The 16,947-nt window shown below is 63.5% G+C and carries 15 protein-coding genes and 1 pseudogene; 10 read left to right on the top strand and 6 right to left on the bottom strand.

Features of this window, described 5'->3' with window-relative positions:
* Window positions 1-133: 133 nt before the first annotated feature.
* The 3 genes from HWY30_RS02315 (at window position 134) to HWY30_RS02305 (ending at window position 3,198) form a co-directional block, all read left to right on the top strand.
* Complete coding sequence (locus HWY30_RS02315) at window positions 134-2,128, top strand: putative bifunctional diguanylate cyclase/phosphodiesterase (protein WP_244144747.1); 1,995 nt, start codon at window positions 134-136, stop codon at window positions 2,126-2,128.
* A gap of 148 nt (window positions 2,129-2,276) precedes the next feature.
* Entirely contained in the window at window positions 2,277-2,639 is a 363-nt protein-coding gene (locus HWY30_RS02310) for a hypothetical protein (RefSeq protein ID WP_090808080.1), read from the top strand.
* Window positions 2,640-2,880: 241 nt separating this feature from the next.
* Window positions 2,881-3,198 carry a hypothetical protein gene (locus HWY30_RS02305; RefSeq protein ID WP_090808082.1) on the top strand — a complete coding sequence of 106 codons (318 nt, stop codon included), beginning with the start codon at window positions 2,881-2,883 and terminating at the stop codon, window positions 3,196-3,198.
* On the opposite strand, the pseudogene HWY30_RS02300 reads toward HWY30_RS02305, so the two are convergent.
* A pseudogene (locus HWY30_RS02300) lies at window positions 3,195-3,503 on the bottom strand (Crp/Fnr family transcriptional regulator); the annotation flags it as partial. The gene HWY30_RS02305 and the pseudogene HWY30_RS02300 overlap by 4 nt on opposite strands.
* Window positions 3,504-3,539: 36 nt before the next feature.
* Here HWY30_RS02300 and HWY30_RS02295 point away from each other — a divergent pair.
* Window positions 3,540-4,067, top strand: a complete 528-nt coding sequence (locus HWY30_RS02295; protein WP_090808084.1) for an Mpo1 family 2-hydroxy fatty acid dioxygenase — start codon at window positions 3,540-3,542, stop codon at window positions 4,065-4,067.
* A 1-nt stretch (window position 4,068) separates the two neighbouring features.
* On the opposite strand, the gene rarD is transcribed toward HWY30_RS02295, so the two are convergent.
* Window positions 4,069-4,965, bottom strand: a complete 897-nt coding sequence (rarD, locus tag HWY30_RS02290) for an EamA family transporter RarD (RefSeq protein ID WP_090808085.1) — start codon at window positions 4,963-4,965, stop codon at window positions 4,069-4,071.
* Between the two features lie 560 nt (window positions 4,966-5,525).
* Between rarD and egtD the strand changes: the two genes are divergently transcribed.
* Window positions 5,526-6,509, top strand: coding sequence for an L-histidine N(alpha)-methyltransferase (gene egtD / locus HWY30_RS02285; protein ID WP_090808087.1), 984 nt, complete (start codon window positions 5,526-5,528; stop codon window positions 6,507-6,509).
* Window positions 6,510-6,612: 103 nt separating this feature from the next.
* On the opposite strand, the gene HWY30_RS02280 is transcribed toward egtD, so the two are convergent.
* A complete protein-coding gene (locus HWY30_RS02280; protein ID WP_090808088.1) occupies window positions 6,613-6,906 on the bottom strand; it encodes an acylphosphatase in 294 nt (97 codons plus the stop codon).
* A gap of 138 nt (window positions 6,907-7,044) precedes the next feature.
* On the opposite strand from HWY30_RS02280, the gene hpnA reads away from it, so the two are divergent.
* Both hpnA and HWY30_RS02270 read left to right on the top strand, forming a co-directional pair.
* On the top strand, window positions 7,045-8,055 hold the full coding sequence (hpnA, locus tag HWY30_RS02275) for a hopanoid-associated sugar epimerase (RefSeq protein ID WP_090808090.1): 1,011 nt from the start codon (window positions 7,045-7,047) through the stop codon (window positions 8,053-8,055).
* Window positions 8,056-8,189: 134 nt separating this feature from the next.
* Window positions 8,190-8,756, top strand: coding sequence for a hypothetical protein (locus tag HWY30_RS02270; protein ID WP_090808092.1), 567 nt, complete (start codon window positions 8,190-8,192; stop codon window positions 8,754-8,756).
* Window positions 8,757-8,848: 92 nt separating this feature from the next.
* Here HWY30_RS02270 and HWY30_RS02265 read toward each other — a convergent pair whose 3' ends face one another.
* Window positions 8,849-10,021, bottom strand: a complete 1,173-nt coding sequence (locus tag HWY30_RS02265; RefSeq protein ID WP_090808094.1) for a glycosyltransferase — start codon at window positions 10,019-10,021, stop codon at window positions 8,849-8,851.
* Window positions 10,021-10,887, bottom strand: a complete 867-nt coding sequence (gene hpnC, locus HWY30_RS02260; protein ID WP_090808096.1) for a squalene synthase HpnC — start codon at window positions 10,885-10,887, stop codon at window positions 10,021-10,023. Before hpnC ends, HWY30_RS02265 begins: the two co-directional genes overlap by 1 nt.
* Before the next feature lie 376 nt (window positions 10,888-11,263).
* Between hpnC and ispH the strand changes: the two genes are divergently transcribed.
* On the top strand, window positions 11,264-12,208 hold the full coding sequence (gene ispH, locus HWY30_RS02255; RefSeq protein WP_090808097.1) for a 4-hydroxy-3-methylbut-2-enyl diphosphate reductase: 945 nt from the start codon (window positions 11,264-11,266) through the stop codon (window positions 12,206-12,208).
* 10 nt (window positions 12,209-12,218) lie between these two features.
* The gene (gene hpnH, locus HWY30_RS02250; RefSeq protein WP_090808099.1) at window positions 12,219-13,373 is read left to right on the top strand and encodes an adenosyl-hopene transferase HpnH; all 1,155 of its coding nucleotides are present in this window, start codon (window positions 12,219-12,221) and stop codon (window positions 13,371-13,373) included.
* Between the two features lie 142 nt (window positions 13,374-13,515).
* Here the strand turns inward: hpnH and HWY30_RS02245 are convergent, their stop codons facing one another.
* Entirely contained in the window at window positions 13,516-14,118 is a 603-nt protein-coding gene (locus HWY30_RS02245) for an MlaC/ttg2D family ABC transporter substrate-binding protein (protein WP_090808101.1), read from the bottom strand.
* A gap of 211 nt (window positions 14,119-14,329) precedes the next feature.
* On the opposite strand from HWY30_RS02245, the gene hpnN reads away from it, so the two are divergent.
* Window positions 14,330-16,945, top strand: a complete 2,616-nt coding sequence (gene hpnN / locus HWY30_RS02240) for a hopanoid transporter HpnN (protein ID WP_090808103.1) — start codon at window positions 14,330-14,332, stop codon at window positions 16,943-16,945.
* Window positions 16,946-16,947 lie beyond the last annotated feature (2 nt).

The following is a 16,947-nucleotide window of genomic DNA, read 5'->3' as shown; positions in this document are numbered from 1 at the left end:
GATAAGCAGACCCATCGCGCGCCGTTACAGGCAGATCCGCAGCGCCCTAAGGCAAGTCATGCAGCCACCTAAACATTCACTATCCGGGCGGGTCGGTGTTCGCCCGCGCCGGGTTGACGGAAAGGGAAGGGCCTTGGGACAGGAAGCAACGCGCAAAGCCGGTACTGTCATAGCCGTACTTGCCATTCTCGCTGTCATTGCGACGAGTACCTTCCTCGCAATCCGCCAGAGCAGCGAGCAGGACAGTTCGCTTCGGACGATCCAGGCTTCCGGGCGGCTGCGCCACGACCTCGACCGGGTTCAGCAAGTCATGCTCGATGAGCATGCGACGCTCTACACCTCGATCGCAACGGTGCCGCTTTACAACCGCGCCGCTTATAGCTTTCCGATGCTGGAACTGCTCGCGTTGACGCGCGACGCGCGCGAGAGCTGCAGCGAGAATCAGGAATGCATATCGAGGCTGTCGGATCTGGACGACATGATCGGCAGACTTAGCGAGCTGAGCTTTGGTCTTGCGCGCAAGATCGCGGAACATCCCGGCAGTGTGGCAGTGGGCGACCCCAGACTCGAACAAATCGACGCCTATTTCTATAGCGTTCTCGGGCGGGTCGTCGACGTACGACTCGCGGCCGACGCCAAGGTCGCTTTAGTCGTCAGCAAATCCTCGTTGGATGGGAAGTGGTTTACGCGCATGCTGTTGAGCTGCGGCGTCGCTTCGGCCTTGTTGCTGCTTTCGCTGATTCACTGGAACGGGCGCATCGGAGCGCATCTTCGTCGTTCGCTCACAAGACTCGAGCATCAAGCCAGATACGACGCCCTGACCGATCTGCCCAACCGGGTGCTGCTCGGCGAACATCTTTCAGAGTCGCTCGTACGCGCGGCAGCGACAGGTCAGAACGTTTCCGTCCTGTTCCTCGATCTCGATCGTTTCAAGGACGTCAACGATTCGCTCGGACACCGCATTGGCGATTTGCTGCTACAGGCCGTGGCGCGAAGGCTTCAGCGTCTGCTGCGCGCGACGGATTTCGTCGCGCGCTACGGGGGCGATGAATTCGTCATCGTCGCGGAACGGGCCGACGCGAAGCAACTCACCGAAATGCTGGACACGCTCATTCACGAGATGAGCGAGCCGTATCGCATCGGCGAGCACGAGCTTTATCTCGAAGCAAGCATCGGCGTCAGTACTTTTCCACAAGACGGCGCCCAGCCGGAACTGCTCACGCGAAATGCCGATGCCGCGTTGTACGTGGCGAAATCGCGCGGGAGAAACGGCTATCAATTCTACGAACCGGAGCTGAGCCGGGCGGCCGCCGAGAAGTTGCGGCTCACGACGCGACTGCGGCGCGCGGCGAAAGCCAATGAGTTGTATCTGGCGTATCAGCCGCAAATCGACATGAAAACCGGATGCATCGTCGGTGCCGAGGCACTTTTGCGGTGGCACGACGACGAACTCGGTGAAGTTTCGCCGGCCGTCTTCATCCCGCTTGCCGAAGAAACCGGTCTGATCCAGAGCATCGGCACGTGGGTATTGCGGCAGGCGTGTCTGCAGGCGAGCGCATGGGTACGCTCGGGGCTTCCGCCCGTGCGCATATCGGTCAATGTTTCGCCACTTCAACTCGAACGGGCAGACCTTCCAGGCGTAGTGCGCTCGGCACTCGACGATGCCCATTGGCCCGCCGAACTGCTGGAGCTCGAAGTCACCGAGGGCACGTTGATGCGCAACGCTGAAGAAGCGCAACGGGCTTTTCGCGAACTGCGCGAACTCGGTGTGTCCATCGCTATCGACGACTTCGGCACCGGTTATTCGAGCCTCAGCTATCTGAAACGCTTTAGCGTCGATCGCATCAAGATCGATCGCGCCTTCGTTTGCGAAATCGGCAGAGACAAGGAACTCGAAGCTCTGTCGCTTGCCATCATCGCGATTGCTGAAACGCTGAGCTTCGATGTCGTCGCTGAAGGGGTCGAGCTCGATGTCCAGCGCGAGTTTCTGGTCCGTCACGGATGCACGGTGGCCCAGGGTTTCCTGTTTAGCCCAGCGGTCTCGCCGGAGGCTTTCGCGCAATTGCTCGGCAAGACCGCGGTCGCGTCTTCATTGAGCGTGGCGCCTTTCCGGGGATTCGCTTGGTGAGTCGCAACATGTATCCGCGCTGACGCACTACTTACGTTTTGTCACCAGCGCGGCGTCAACTCCTGTATTCCGCCCTACGTTAAACCGGCAGCGCTGAAATGATTCAGCCGCGACAAACGAATCCACCGATTCAACCTGGAGTCACATCATGAAGACGCTTTTCGCCGCTGTTGCTTCCGCACTGCTCGTGTCGACCGCCTTTGCTCAAACGGCCGCACCGTCTGCCGCACAACCCGCGCAAACCACGCAGTTGCCAGCCACCGGCCAGGCGAATCTGAAGGCAAGCACCGCGGTACAAGCCGGCGCGACCGCAACGAAAGCGCCTGCCGAAGCCGCTACGCAAAAGCACGTGAAAAAGACTTCCGCCCATACGAAGAAGGCCCACAAGTCCACGGCCAAAAATGCCGTCGAAACGAGTGCCGCGAAGACTAAAACGGAGAGTGCGAAAGAGGCCAGCACTGCCCCGGCGAAAGCCGACGGCGCACAAGCCGACACGACCAAAACGCAATAACACGTGATCGGTTTCGGCGCTGACCGGCCATGCAGGTGCTGTTCAAATAGAAGTTGATCGAAGCCGGACTGTGCCGTTCAGGGAGGGCGAGTCTTATGACTCGCCTTTTTTTATGCCGCGTGTCATTCCCCGTCGTATCTTTTTGCCGACAAACGCGCGAATTTTTGCACCGTCTTTACTCGCGGCCGACTACTCTCGAATTGTTCCAATTCACCATCGCGTCGCACCAACGCCGCATCACATGGCTCTTACCCAATCGCTCGACAAGCTCTCGCCGCAACCTGCCAGCAAGCAGGTTCAACACAGCAACGTCATTGCGTTTCCGTCGGCGCGCGCGGCTCTACTCGTGACGCTGCCGCACGCTCACTTGCGCGCACTGCTTCATTCGCCGCTCGGCGTCTATGTAATCAACACGGAAACCGTGCGCGAAGAAGACCGCGTGCAACTCGACATCGCGCGCGAAGATCTCCACTTCACGTTGCACATGCTGCTCACCACGTTGCCCGCCGCGACGATCGGTCCATTGAAACGTCGCGTCAGGCACCCGAGCGCGCGTTAAATGCGCTCGACGAGAGACTGTTCACGCAGCTTGTCGGCATCGACGATTTCGATCTCCGCATAACGCAGCTTCAACGCGCCCTGCGTCTCGAAGTGCTTGAGCACCTGATTGATCGTCTGCCGCGACAACGCGAGCATCATCGCCAGGTCTTCCTGCGGGACCTTCAGCACGTTGCGCAATGCGCCGGGTTCGCCATAGCCGCCCGCCATCAGCAACAGGCGCCGCGCGACACGCGGTGCGGCCGGCAATAGCGCGGCTTCCTCGATCGCCTCGAACGCCAGACGCAACTTGTGCGCGAGCAGCACCGCGATTATGCTGGCTTTGACACAGGAGCGGCACTGATGAGAACGCTGACGCAGCAACTGACGCAATACGCGGCCTACCATCGCGACCGGCGCAATATCGCCACGCACTTCGTCGGCATTCCGATGATCGTGCTCGCGCTCGCGGTGTTGCTGAGCCGCCCGTCGTTTGGCGCCGGGATGTTCCCGGTCACGTTGTCGCCGGCGTGGTTGCTGTTCGTGGCGGCGACCGTCTACTACCTCGCGCTCGACGTGCCGCTCGGCGTGCTGATGGCCTGCGTCTCGGCGCTCTGTGTCGGGTTCGGCGAGTGGATCGCCGCGCAAACGACGCTCGTGTGGCTCGCGACCGGCATTGGGCTGTTCGTGGTCGGCTGGGTGTTCCAGTTTGTCGGCCACGTGGCCTACGAACATCGCAAGCCGGCATTCGTCGACGACGTGATCGGCCTGTTGATCGGCCCGCTATTCGTGCTCGCCGAAGCGCTGTTCGGTGTCGGCTGGCGCCCCGAACTGCGCGATGCGATCGAGGCTGAGGTAGGCCCGACGCGCATCGCTGAGCGAGCGCCGTAGTTCAGTTCGACGCGAACCGAACGAAGCGCACGCTGTGCAGCGCGGTCAGCGCGACGGCGATCCAGATCGGCACATAGGTCGCGAGTTGCGCGACGCTCAGCGTTTCGCGCAGCAGCGCGATCGACACGAACACGAGCAGCACCGGCTCGACGTAGCCGAGAATGCCGAACAACGCGACCGGCAACAGTCGGCTCGCCTTCAGATACGAAGCGAGCGCGAGCGTGCTCAACGCACCGAGCCCCGGCAATAGCAGACACCACATTTCGGCGCGGCCGGCGATCGCTTGCAGCGAGCCGCCGCTGAGAATGCACACGGCGGCCACCGGCAGCAGCAACGCCATCTCGACGGTGAACATTGCAAGCGAATCCTGATTGATCTGACGACGCACCACGAAATAAGGCGGATAACCGAGCGCGACGACGAGCGTCGGCCACGAGAACGCACCCGTCACCCACAGTTCGTGAGCGACGCCAACCGCCGCGCACGCGACCGCGAGCCACTGCAACGCGTCGAGCCGCTCGCGATAGTGGAAGCGCCCGACCAGTACCATCGCGAGCGGCAGCAGGAAATAGCCGAGCGACACTTCGAGCATGCGCCCATGCAGCGGCGCCCACAGAAACAGCCACAGCTGTACGCCGAGCAGGCCCGCAGCCACGGCCATCGCGGCACCGAGCTTCGGCTGCGTCATCATTTGGACAACGAGCGCGCGCAGAATCGGCAGGCGCTTGCGCACCGCGACGAGCAGCAGCGCGCCAGGCACGGTCCACACGATGCGCCACGCGAAGATGTCGAGGCCCGACAGCGGTTTGAGCAGCGTCGCGTAAGCGGACAATAATGCGAACATCGCCGACGCGCCGACCGACAATGCGATCCCGCGCCTGAAGTCGTTGTGATTCATTGCGCGGTCGGGGCTCGGTGTGACGCGTGGGCTTGCGGCGCGCGACGCAGGCTCGCGGCGTTCGTTGTCGTCATGAATATGATGTCTCGTGAGCAGGCGGCCACGCGGGCAAAGCGGCAGACGCTGCGTTGTTGTTCTGAAGCGGCGGTGCAAAACCGTAGGAAAACGGGCATTCTAGACGGGTTATTCGCCAACGGGCTTGCGCTTTTTCGTCAGTCGGCTGCAATTAGTCGTGCGCGTCGCGCGTCGATGCACTAGAACATAACTTCGTGCGCCGCGGCCGGCGAAGCCATTTCCTGCTCGTCCTCGCCTCGCGCGAATCTTGCTAGCCAAGTTTTGCACGCTGTGGCCGCATCACTCGCGACAACGACGTCCACAGCGGCACGCAACGAGCAGCAACCACGAGCCGGGTCGGCGAATGCAGCCTCGTGCGCAGTCTGTCAGGCCGCCACGAATCACCGCCCGCGCATCTCGCCCACGGCATGCCTCAACTGCGTTTCGTCGCGCATGCCACCGCCCGGCAGCAATCCCGCTCATCGAATGTGACTACTGGAGCCAGCATGACCCAGCCAGCCCTATCGCTCAGCAACTCGCCTTCCGAACTGCGTCGCGCCTTCGCCGCCGACGTGTACGCCGGCCTCACCCATACGCCGCAAAAAGAGCTGCCGTCGAAGTATCTGTACGACGAGGTCGGTTCCGCACTTTTTGAAGTGATTACCGTATTACCCGAATATGGCGTCACGCGCGCCGAAGAACGTCTGCTCGCGAAGCACGCGGCCGACATCGTCGAGCATTTGCCGCATGACGTCACGGTCGCCGAACTCGGCAGCGGCAGCGGCCGTAAAACGCGGCGCATTCTCGAGGCGCTGTGTAAAAAACGCCCTACTTCCTACTGCCCGATTGAAATTTCGCGCAGTGCTTTGCAGTTGTGCCGGCGCGAACTCGGTGACATCGAGCGGATTTCGATCGTCGGTTATGAGCGCGACTATCTGGCCGGTCTCGCCGAAGTGAGCCGGCAGCGCGCGCCCGACGACCGCTTGCTCGTGCTGTTCCTCGGCAGCACGATCGGCAACTTCGGCAGGCTCGCGGCGACGCGTTTTCTGCGCGAGATCCGCAACATGCTCGCGCCCGGCGACGCGCTGCTGCTCGGCACCGATCTGATCAAACCGACGCCGGTGCTGGTCGCAGCCTACGACGACGCGATCGGCGTGACCGCGTCGTTCAATCTGAACCTGCTCGCGCGCGTCAACCGCGAACTCGACGGCGACTTTCCGCTCGATGAGTTCGAGCACGTCGCGCGCTTCAATCCGGACGCGCGCAGCATCGAGATGCATCTGCGCGCGAAGCGCGATATCACCGCTCACGTGCGCGCCGCAAAGCTGACGGTGTCGCTGACGGAAGGCGAGACGATCTGGACCGAAAGCAGCCACAAGTATCGTGCGGAAGAATTGCCCGCGATCGCCGATGGCGCCGGCTTCGTGTGCAGCCATCAATGGATCGAGGATGAGTGGGGATTCGCGGAGAGTTTGTTGGTGGCCCGGTAAGCGCTGACCACGCGGCAAATAACGGCCGATAAAGTCATAAACGAAAAAGCGGCGCGCCCTCCTCTGGACGGCGCGCCGCTTTTTTAACTCACGCAGCTCGAGCTCAATGCTGCTCGAAGCGCTCGTAACGCCTGTCCGTCACGCGCTCCTCGCCGCTCACTTCGGTCACGCGCGCCGCCGGCGGTCCGTGACGCAGCCACGACAACATCCTGTCGATCTGATTGGCCGGTCCCTGCAACATCGCCTCGACCGAACCGTCGTCGAGATTCGCGACCCATCCCTTGATGCCGAGCGCGTGCGCCTGGCGCACCGTCGCAAGGCGAAAACCAACGCCCTGCACGGTGCCGCGCACCCGCGCGTAATACGTTTCGATCCGCTCATCCAGATCCGGGGCCATGCCGCTACCTCCTTTTAATGCCTGACAATCTTTCAAGCCGGCATTCTAGTCGCGTCGCGGCGAGCGCGCTCGGCAACGCCCATCCTTTGCGCGCGCCACGTACAATCCGTCGACCGTCACGCCGGAAATGGAAACAGAATGACCGAACAGAATCGCGATCTCGTGCTCGTGACCGGCGCGTCCGGCTTCGTCGGATCGTCGGTGGCGCGCATCGCGCAGAGCAAGGGCTTTCGCGTACGCGTGCTGGTGCGCGCGACGAGTCCGCGCAAGAACGTCGAATCGCTCGACGCGGAAATCGTCGTCGGCGACATGCGCGACGAAGCATCGATGCGCAACGCGCTGCGCGGCGTGCGCTATCTGCTACATGTGGCCGCCGATTATCGGCTGTGGGCGCCGGACTCCGGCGAGATCGAGCGCGCGAATCTCGAAGGCACCGAGGCGACGATGCGCGCGGCGTTGAAGGAAGGCGTGGAACGCATCGTGTATACGAGCAGCGTCGCCACGCTGAAGGTGACGAGCTCCGGCCAGTCCGCCGACGAAACCTCGCCGCTTCGCGCCGACCAGGCGATCGGCGTCTACAAGCGCAGCAAGGTGCTCGCCGAGCGCGCGGTCGAGCGCATGATCGCCGAGGACAGTCTGCCCGCGGTGATCGTCAATCCATCGACGCCGATCGGCCCGCGCGACGTGAAACCGACGCCCACCGGGCGCATCATTCTGGAGGCAGCGCTCGGCAAGATTCCCGCATTCGTCGATACGGGGCTGAACCTCGTGCACGTCGACGACGTCGCCGCCGGTCATTTCCTTGCGCTCGAACGCGGCAAGATCGGCGAGCGCTATATTCTGGGCGGCGAAAATCTGCCGTTGCAGCAGATGCTCGCCGATATCGCGGCATTGACCGGCCGCAAGGCACCGACACTGAGCCTGCCGCGCTGGCCGTTGTATCCGCTCGCGATGGGCGCGGAAGCGGTCGCCAAATTCACGAAGCGCGAACCTTTCGTCACCGTCGACGGACTGAAGATGTCGAAGAACAAGATGTATTTCACGTCGGCGAAGGCGGAACGCGAGCTGGGGTATCGGGCGCGGCCTTATCGCGAGGGGCTCGCCGATGCGCTCGAATGGTTCCGGCAGGCGGGGTATCTGAAGCGGTGATCAAGGGATAAGTGAACGGTCAGGTGAAAGGCTGAACAGCGGCCGTAAGCATTTTGTTACAAGTCCCGCGCCGGCGACGGGTCCAAGCCTGCGCGCAGCGGGTAAAATCGCGGGTCCTACCTGAGAAACCTCGCATGAACCTTCACGAACAGCTCGGCGCGCTGGAAATGGGCGTCGATCAGCTCATTCAGGCTGTCGTGGCCACGCAGGCCGAGAACACTCCCGAGACAAGCGCTGACGCTGCGGCATTGCCCGCGGCGGTGGAGCATGCCGCGCACGAAGCAGCGGCGCAAGCAGCAGCGGAACAGCCCGCGAGCACCGAAGCAAACGCAGAAACGCACGCCGAAGCGATCGATACGCCGGCCGCCCCGCAATTGCAGCCGACGCTCGAAATCAACCGCCCCGCGCGCGACGAAATCACGATGACGATCGGCGATCAGACCGTCGCGCTACGCCCGGACCAGATCAGCCGGCTGATCGAGGAACTGTCGAACGCACGGGCCTCGATGACGCCGGAGCAGCCGCAAGGCATCCCGCCAGGCTGGCAATTCGTCTCGACGAAGAATCCGACGATGGCCGTGCAAAAGCAATCGAACGGCGACCGCTTGCTGGTGATGCGCCACACCGGCCACGGCTGGGTGCCGTTCACGTTCTCGCCGGACATCGTGATCCAGATGTACATGATGCTGACGAACGCGTGATGAAACGCGCTACGTAGAAAAAGCGGCCTGGAGCCGCTTTTTTTTTACGTCTGCCTTCTGCATCCGACGAGCGCATCGGCCATCGACAGACTTCAGCGCTCCTGCACTGGTGCCTGCACGCGCGCCTTCCACTGCCCACCCTTGCCACGCCAGTAGCGCACCGCCGATGCGAACGTTGCGCCGACATAGAACAGCGCCACGAGTGGCAGAAACGGCGCCCACAGCGGTGAGCGCCGGTAGTAGACGAGCATCGGCGCATAGGCGCAGCACATTGCCGCCCACGCGATCCAGGCCGGCCAGCCGAGTGGCCCGAGGATCAACGCCGCGACCGGCGGCAACAGATAGATGATCGCCATGCCGACGAGCGTGCCCGCGAGCAGCAGCGGCGAGTAGCGCAGCTGCGTGAACGCAGTGCGCGCGATCATGTTCCAGATGTCGCGCCAGCTATCGTAGGGACGCAGCGACACGCTCTTCGCCGCCACATCGAGCCGGATCGGATGACGGCCGGTGCCACGATGCTTGATGCGCGCGGCAAGACTGCAATCGTCGATCAGCTCGGCGCGAATCGACTCGATGCCGCCCGCTTCCTCGAGCGCCGCGCGGCGCACCAACATGCAGCCGCCCGCCGCGGCCGCGGTGCGGTTGCGTGGATTGTTGACCCACGCGAACGGATACAGCTTCGCGAAGAAGAACACGAAGGCCGGAATCAGCGCCTTTTCCCAGAACGAATCGCAGCGCAGCCGGACCATCAGCGAGACGAGGTCGCGCTTTTCGGCATCCGCGCGCGCGACGAGCTGCGTCAACGCCTCGGCGGGGTGGCCGATGTCGGCATCGGTCAGCAACAGGAATTCGGCCGGCAGATCGAGCGTGCGCACCGCCTCGATGCCCTGCGACTGCGCCCACACCTTGCCGGACCAGCCTGGCGGCAACGGCTTCGCGCTCAGCACGGTGAGGCGCTCCGGACATTGCAGCCGCAGCGCTGCGGCACGCGCGGCGTCGGCGGTGCCGTCGGTGCTGTGATCGTCGACGACGATCACGTGGAACGCGCCTGCATAGTCCTGCTCGAGCAGCGACGTGACCGCCTCGGCGATCACATCGACTTCATTGCGCGCCGGTACGACGGCCGCGACGGCCGGCCATGCGTCGCGCGCCGCGATGGCCAGCGGCGCGGCGGGACGCGCGCGCCAGAAGCCGCCACGCGCGAACAGCAGCACGCACCAGATCAGCAGGGAAACACACGAAAGAACGAACAGGACCGCCGCCATTAAGCATTACCCTCGATTGAGCGCGCCGCCATGCCGACGCGTCTGGATAGTCGCATTTTCAGGGTGCGCGCCGCCACCACGCACCAGTCGAACAGATTGAGGACCGGGCGCGCGCGGAATACATCGTAATCCGCGCGCTCGATGCGCTCGAGAAACCGAAAGCCTGCATGCACCGCGCCACACAGCTCGATGCCGAGCCGCCCCGGCATGCGCAGCGCGAGCGGTGCGCCGCGGACCAGCGTGGCGCGCACGAACGCGATTTCATACGCCATCAGCGCGCGCCACGCATCGTCGACGACACCATCGGCAATCTGCGCCTCGGTCACGCCGAAGCGGCGCAAATCGGCTTGCGGCAGGTACACGTGCTGTCGTTGCCAGTCGGCGGCGACGTCGAGCCAGAAGCTGATCAGCTGCGACGCCGTGCAGATCGCGTCGGCGTCGGCAAGATTGTGCGGCGTCGCCGCGCCGACCAGATGCAGCAGCAGATGCCCGACCGGATGCGCCGAGCGGCGGCAATAGTCGACGAGCGCGGCGCGATCCGCATAGCGATTCGTATCGATGTCCTGCGCGCAGCCCTCGAGCAGATCGTAGAACGGTTCGAGCGGCAGCTCGTATTGCGCGATCACGCCAGCGAGCTTGCCGAACAACAGCGCATGCACGGGCGCGGCGCGCCGTTGCGCGATCGCGTCAAGCCCGGCGCGGAAATCGGCCAGCCGGGCATGCCGCTCGGCGGCGCTCCACTGGCCTTCGGCGGAGATATCGGCCGCAGTGCGCACGACCTGATAGATAATACCGACAGGCGCGCGTAGGGCCTTAGGCAGCAACACGCTCGCGATCGGAAAGTTTTCGTGCTGATCGACGTCCATCCAGCGAGCCTCGAAACCATTCTGTAATACAGCGCGATGTCCGCGCGGCAAGGATCGGTAGTTTAAGGGTTCCGCCGTGACGGTGCAGTGTGCGGTCATGGTCGGGCGCGTTACGAGGCAATCCCGCGCTGACTCCTTACATCGTTGTAACGCTCGCCGCCCCGGTCGTCCGCACGGCCCAGCGGGTGCGGCAAGCGGCCAACACACGGGCCGCAGCAAAAAGCAAAGTGGCCCCGATAGCGTTAGAATGCGCGTTTGGTTTTGCTGTACCGGCCGGTCGCCGGGGCTCAAGACGTCAACTAATCAAGATGAGCGCGGCGATAAAGTCAGTTTCACGACTTCTTCGAAACCCGCGTTAGTCGGAGTTCGCCAACTTATGCGAGTCATCCTTGCTCAGCCGCGCGGCTTTTGTGCGGGCGTTGTCCGCGCAATCGAAATCGTCGATCGTGCGTTACAGCAACACGGCGCGCCCGTGTATGTCCGCCACGAGATTGTCCATAACCGTCACGTGGTCGACAATCTGCGCCAGAAGGGCGCGCGTTTCGTCGAGGAACTCGATGAAGTGCCGCAAGGTGCCGTCGCGATATTCAGCGCGCACGGTGTTGCGCAAACCGTCGAACGTGATGCCGAAGCGCGCGGCCTCGACGTGCTCGACGCAACCTGCCCGCTCGTGACCAAGGTGCACGTACAAGGTCGTCAGTACGTGGCCGCCGGCCGCACGCTGATCCTGATCGGCCACGCCGGCCATCCAGAAGTGGAAGGCACGATCGGCCAGATCCCCGGCACGGTGCTGCTCGTGCAGAGCGAGGCAGAAGTCGCGAAACTCGAGTTGCCGGTCGATGCGCCGCTCGCCTACGTGACGCAAACCACGTTGTCGGTCGACGACACGCGCGGCATCATCGACGCGCTGCTGCGCCGCTTTACCGACATGGTCGGTCCCGACACGCGCGACATCTGCTATGCAACGCAGAACCGCCAGGCGGCGGTGCGCGAATTGAGCAAAGAGGTCGATGTACTGCTGGTGGTCGGCGCGACCAACAGCTCGAACTCGAACCGGCTGCGCGAAATCGGCAGCGAGAGCGGCGTGGCGAGCTACCTCGTCGCCGACGGCTCTGAAGTGAAGCCGGAATGGTTCGCCAACGTGCACACGGTCGGCATCACGGCCGGCGCGTCGGCGCCCGAAGAAATGGTCGAAAACGTAATCGATGCGCTACGCGCATTGGGGCCCGTCGATGTCACGACGATGGCGGGCCGTGAAGAAAAAGTCGAATTCAAGTTGCCATCGAAACTGATGCAACCACTCGCTGCACGCGAAGTTTAAGGAGGACGCCTTGTCTATTCCGCTGCTACAGAAAGTCCGCGTCGGCGCATACATCATGCGCCAGCATCTCTCCGGCAACAAACGCTATCCGCTCGCCCTGATGCTGGAGCCGCTGTTTCGCTGCAATCTCGCCTGCAATGGCTGCGGCAAGATCGACTATCCGGATCCGATTCTGAACCAGCGTCTGTCGCTGGAAGAATGCCTGCAGGCCGTCGACGAATGCGGTGCGCCGGTCGTGTCGATCGCGGGTGGCGAGCCGCTGCTGCACAAGGAAATGCCGCAGATCGTCAAGGGCATCATGGCGCGCAAGAAGTTCGTGTACCTGTGCACGAACGCGCTGCTGATGGAAAAGAAGATGGACGACTACGAGCCGAATCCGTACTTCGTGTGGTCGGTTCATCTTGACGGCGACAAGGAAGCGCACGATCACTCGGTGTCGCAGGAAGGCGTGTACGAGAAGGCCGTGGCCGCGATCCGCGAAGCGAAGCGCCGCGGCTTCCGCGTGAATATCAACTGCACGCTGTTCAACGACGCGCAGCCGGAACGCGTGGCGAAGTTCTTCGACACGTTGGGCCCGATGGGCGTCGACGGCATCACGGTATCGCCGGGTTATGCGTATGAGCGCGCGCCGGATCAGCAGCACTTCCTCAACCGCGACAAGACCAAGCAGCTGTTCCGCGAAATCTTCAAGCGCGGCAACAACGGCAAGAACTGGTCGTTCAGCCAGTCGGCGATGTTCCTCGACTTCCTCGCGGGCAACCAGACCTACGAATGCACGCCGTGGGGCAACCCGGCGCGTACCGTGTTCGGCTGGCAAAAACCGTGCTATCTGGTCGGCGAAGGCTACGTGAAGACCTTCAAGGAACTGATGGAAACCACGGACTGGGACAAGTACGGCACCGGCAACTACGAGAAGTGCGCGGACTGCATGGTCCACTGCGGTTTCGAAGCGACGGCCGTGATGGACACGGTTGCGCATCCGCTGAAGGCGCTGAAGGTCAGCATGCGCGGCCCGAAAACCACGGGCGCGTTCGCGCAGGACATTCCGCTCGACAAGCAGCGTCCCGCCGAGTTCGTGTTCTCGCGTCACGTCGAGATCAAGCTCGAAGAAATCACGCGCGCCGGCAAGGGCAAGAAGGTGGAGACCGCGACGGCCGCGCACTGAGGCGTTCGACAGGAGAGCGGCCGCGCGCCGCCTCTGTATTGCGCCAGATCGTTAGCGCAAGCAACTCGAAAAAAAGCGCGGTGGCCAATCAAGGCCACCGCGCTTTGCTTTTACCGATTGAAACTTCTGTCGACCGACCCGCTTACGCGCCGCGCGCATTATGCGCGGTCAGGAATTTGATCAGCCCGTCGATGCCGCCTTTGGCGATCTGGTCGGCGAACTGCGTCTGATACACCTGGATCAGCCACGCGCCCATCATGTTGATGTCATAGATCTTCCAGCCCGACGGCCCCTTGGTGAGCCGGTAGTCGATCGCGTCATCGCCGCCGTTGCTGATCACGTGCGATTGCACGACGGTGTCGGTCGCGCCGCCTTGCACGCTGACCGGCGCGAACTGGAACTTCACGTCCTGGTCGCGCAGTTGCGACAGCGATGCGGCATAGGTACGCGTGAGCAGCAGCGTAAACTGCTCGTACAGTTGCTTCTGCTGCTCCGGCGTCGCGGTCGCCCACGGCTTGCCTACCGCGATACGTGTGGTGCGCTGAAAGTCGGTGGCGGGCAGGAAGTGCGTCTGGACGACCTGGGTGATCTGCGCCATGTCGCCGCCGCGCGCCTGCGGGTCAGCCTTCATTGCAGCCACCGTGCCCTGGACTGCACTTTTTACCACCGCGTCGGGTGCGCTCTGCGCAAACGCCGCCGTGGATACCACGGCCGCAGCCACAAAAGCAGTCAGATATCGTTTCATACGCTTGTCATGACTCGAAAGAAGTAGCGCCGACGGGCCGCAGCCCCGCGGCTAAAGAGGGGTACACCAGTATAGCGGGGATTACGTTCCCATCCGGACGAAGCCGTCAGGAGCCGTACTTGCTACCGAAGTCGGGCTTGCTTGCCCAGGCTCTGTATACTTATGCACCTTCGTCAAAAACAACACTCGTGATAAGGCCACGTCCGCCTACATGCTGAAGTCATCTATCGTCCGTCTCGTCGCGTATTCGGTGCGTCATCCGCTGAGGATCATCGCGCTGTCGATCGTGCTCGCTGTCCTGAGCGGCATATACGTCGCGCATAACTTCAAGATCAACACGGACATCAGCCGTCTCATCGAGACCGACAAGCAATGGGCGGCAGTCCAGAACGCGCTCGACGCCGCCTTCCCCGACCGTGGCGATACCGTGCTGGTGGTGGTCGAGGCGCGCGCGCCCGAATTCGCCGACGCCGCCGCCAACGCGCTGACCGCCGCGCTCAGAGCCGATCCGAAGGAGTTCACGTCAGTCTCGCAGCCCGCCGGCGGCCCCTTCTTCGAACACAACGGCCTGCTGTTTCTGTCCACCGACGAGGTGATGTCCACCACCTCGCAACTCGTGCAGTCGCGCCCGCTCGTCAATCAACTTGCGCATGATCCGAGCCTGACCGGTCTCGCCGGCACGCTGACTACGACCCTGCTGCTGCCGCTGCAACTCGGCCAGGTCAAACTCCCTGACATGAGCCGGCTGCTTGCGCAAAGCGCGAACACGCTCGATCGCGTGCTGGCCGGCCAGCCCGCCGCGTTCTCGTGGCGCGCTCTCGTCGATAAAAGCGTCGCCACCAATCCGGCGCGTTCGTTTGTCGTCGTGCATCCGGTCGTCAACTACGACGCGCTGGAGCCGGGCGCGAGCGCGTCGAGGGCGATTCGCGCAACCGCGGTCTCGCTGCATCTCCAGCAGCGCTACGGTGCGACGATCCGCCTGACCGGCGAGCAGCCACTCGCCGACGAGGAGTTCGCGTCAGTGCAGGACGGTGCGGTGCTGAACGGCATCGGCACTTTCATCGTCGTCCTGATCATTCTGTGGCTCGCGCTGCGCTCGGGCCGCATGATCGCGGCCGTGTTCATCACGCTGCTCGTCGGCCTCGCGATCACGGCCGCGCTCGGCCTGTTGATGGTCGGCGCGCTCAACATGATTTCGGTCGCGTTCATGGTGCTGTTCGTCGGGCTCGGCGTCGATTTCGGCGTGCAGTTCGGCGTCAAGTATCGCGAGGAGCGCAACCGCGACGACCGGCTGTCGGCCGCGCTGATGCACACCGCGCACAGCATCGGCGTGCCGCTCACGCTCGCGGCCGTGGCAGTCGCGCTGAGCTTCTTCTCGTTCCTGCCGACCGCTTATCGCGGCGTGTCGGAGCTTGGCCAGATCGCGGGCGTCGGCATGTTCGTCGCGTACTTCACCAACATGACCTTGCTGCCAGCGCTGCTGAAGCTCTTCAATCCGCCGGGCGAAGTCGCCTCGCCCGGTTTCAAGCAGCTCGAGCCCGTCGACGACTTCCTCGACCGCCATCGCAAGCCGGTGTTGATCGGCACGCTGCTTGTCGTGATCGGCGCGACACCGCTGCTCACGCACCTGCGTTTCGACTTCAATCCGCTGCATCTGAAGGACCCGCATACCGAGTCGATGGCAACGTTGCTGTCGCTGAAGGATTCGCCCGAAGCCGCGGTGAACAACGTGCAGGCGCTGGCGCCGTCGCTTGCCGACGCCGACGCGATGGCCGAGCGACTGCGCAAGCTGCCGGAAGTGGGCCGCGTCAACACGTTGAGCACCTTCGTGCCGGCCGACCAGCAGCAGAAGATGATGCTGATCGCGAGCGCCGCGCAACAGCTGCTGCCGGCGCTGCAACAGCAGCCCGCGCCGCAAGCCACCGACGCGTTGCGCGTCGCCGCATTGAAGCGCGCGGCGAATCAGTTGTCGCTCGCGGCCGAGGACCATCCGGGCCCGGGCGCGGCGGACGCGCAGCACCTGTCCGCGACCTTGCAAAAGCTCGCCGCCGCCAACGCCGCCACGCGCGACCGCGCCGAAGTCGCGATGTCCGACACGCTGCGCATCGCGTTGAAGCAGCTTGAGAACCTTCTGCAGCCGACCGAAATAACCCAGCAGACCCTGCCGCCAGGCATCACCGCGATGTGGATCGGCAAGGGCGGTCATGCGCTCGTCGATATCGCGCCGAAGGTGCCGCCCGGCGTCGATCCAAACGACGACCAGATGCTCGCGCGCTTCGCGCACGCGGTGAAGAGGGCGGAGCCGGGCGCGATCGGCGGACCGATCTCGATCCTGCATTCGGCCAACACGATCATCAAGGCGTTCCTGGAGGCGGCCCTCTATGCGCTGCTGTCGATCGCCGTGCTGCTGTGGATCGCGCTGCGCCGTGTCGGCGACGTGCTGCGCACGCTGGTGCCGCTGCTGGTGTCCGCGATCGTCACGCTCGAACTGTGCGTGGTATTCGGCATGCCGCTGAACTTCGCGAACATCATCGCGCTGCCGCTGATGCTCGGCGTCGGCGTCGCGTTCAAGATCTACTTCGTGATGGCGTGGCGCCACGGCCAGACCGGCCTGTTGCAGTCGAGCCTCACGCATGCGGTGCTGTTCAGCGCCGCCACAACGGCCACCGCGTTTGGTAGCCTGTGGCTGTCGCACCATCCGGGCACGTCCAGCATGGGGAGGCTGCTCGTGCTTTCGCTGTTCTGCACGCTGATCGGAGCGGTGGTTTTCCAGCCGGTGCTGATGGGCAAGCCGCGTCAACGTCGCGGGAAGCAAAAAGGAATATAAGC

This window comes from Paraburkholderia tuberum STM678 (assembly GCF_902833905.1).
Taxonomy (GTDB): domain Bacteria; phylum Pseudomonadota; class Gammaproteobacteria; order Burkholderiales; family Burkholderiaceae; genus Paraburkholderia; species Paraburkholderia tuberum.
Note: the sequence above shows the minus strand (reverse complement) of the source record. Positions and strands in the feature narration are given on the sequence as shown.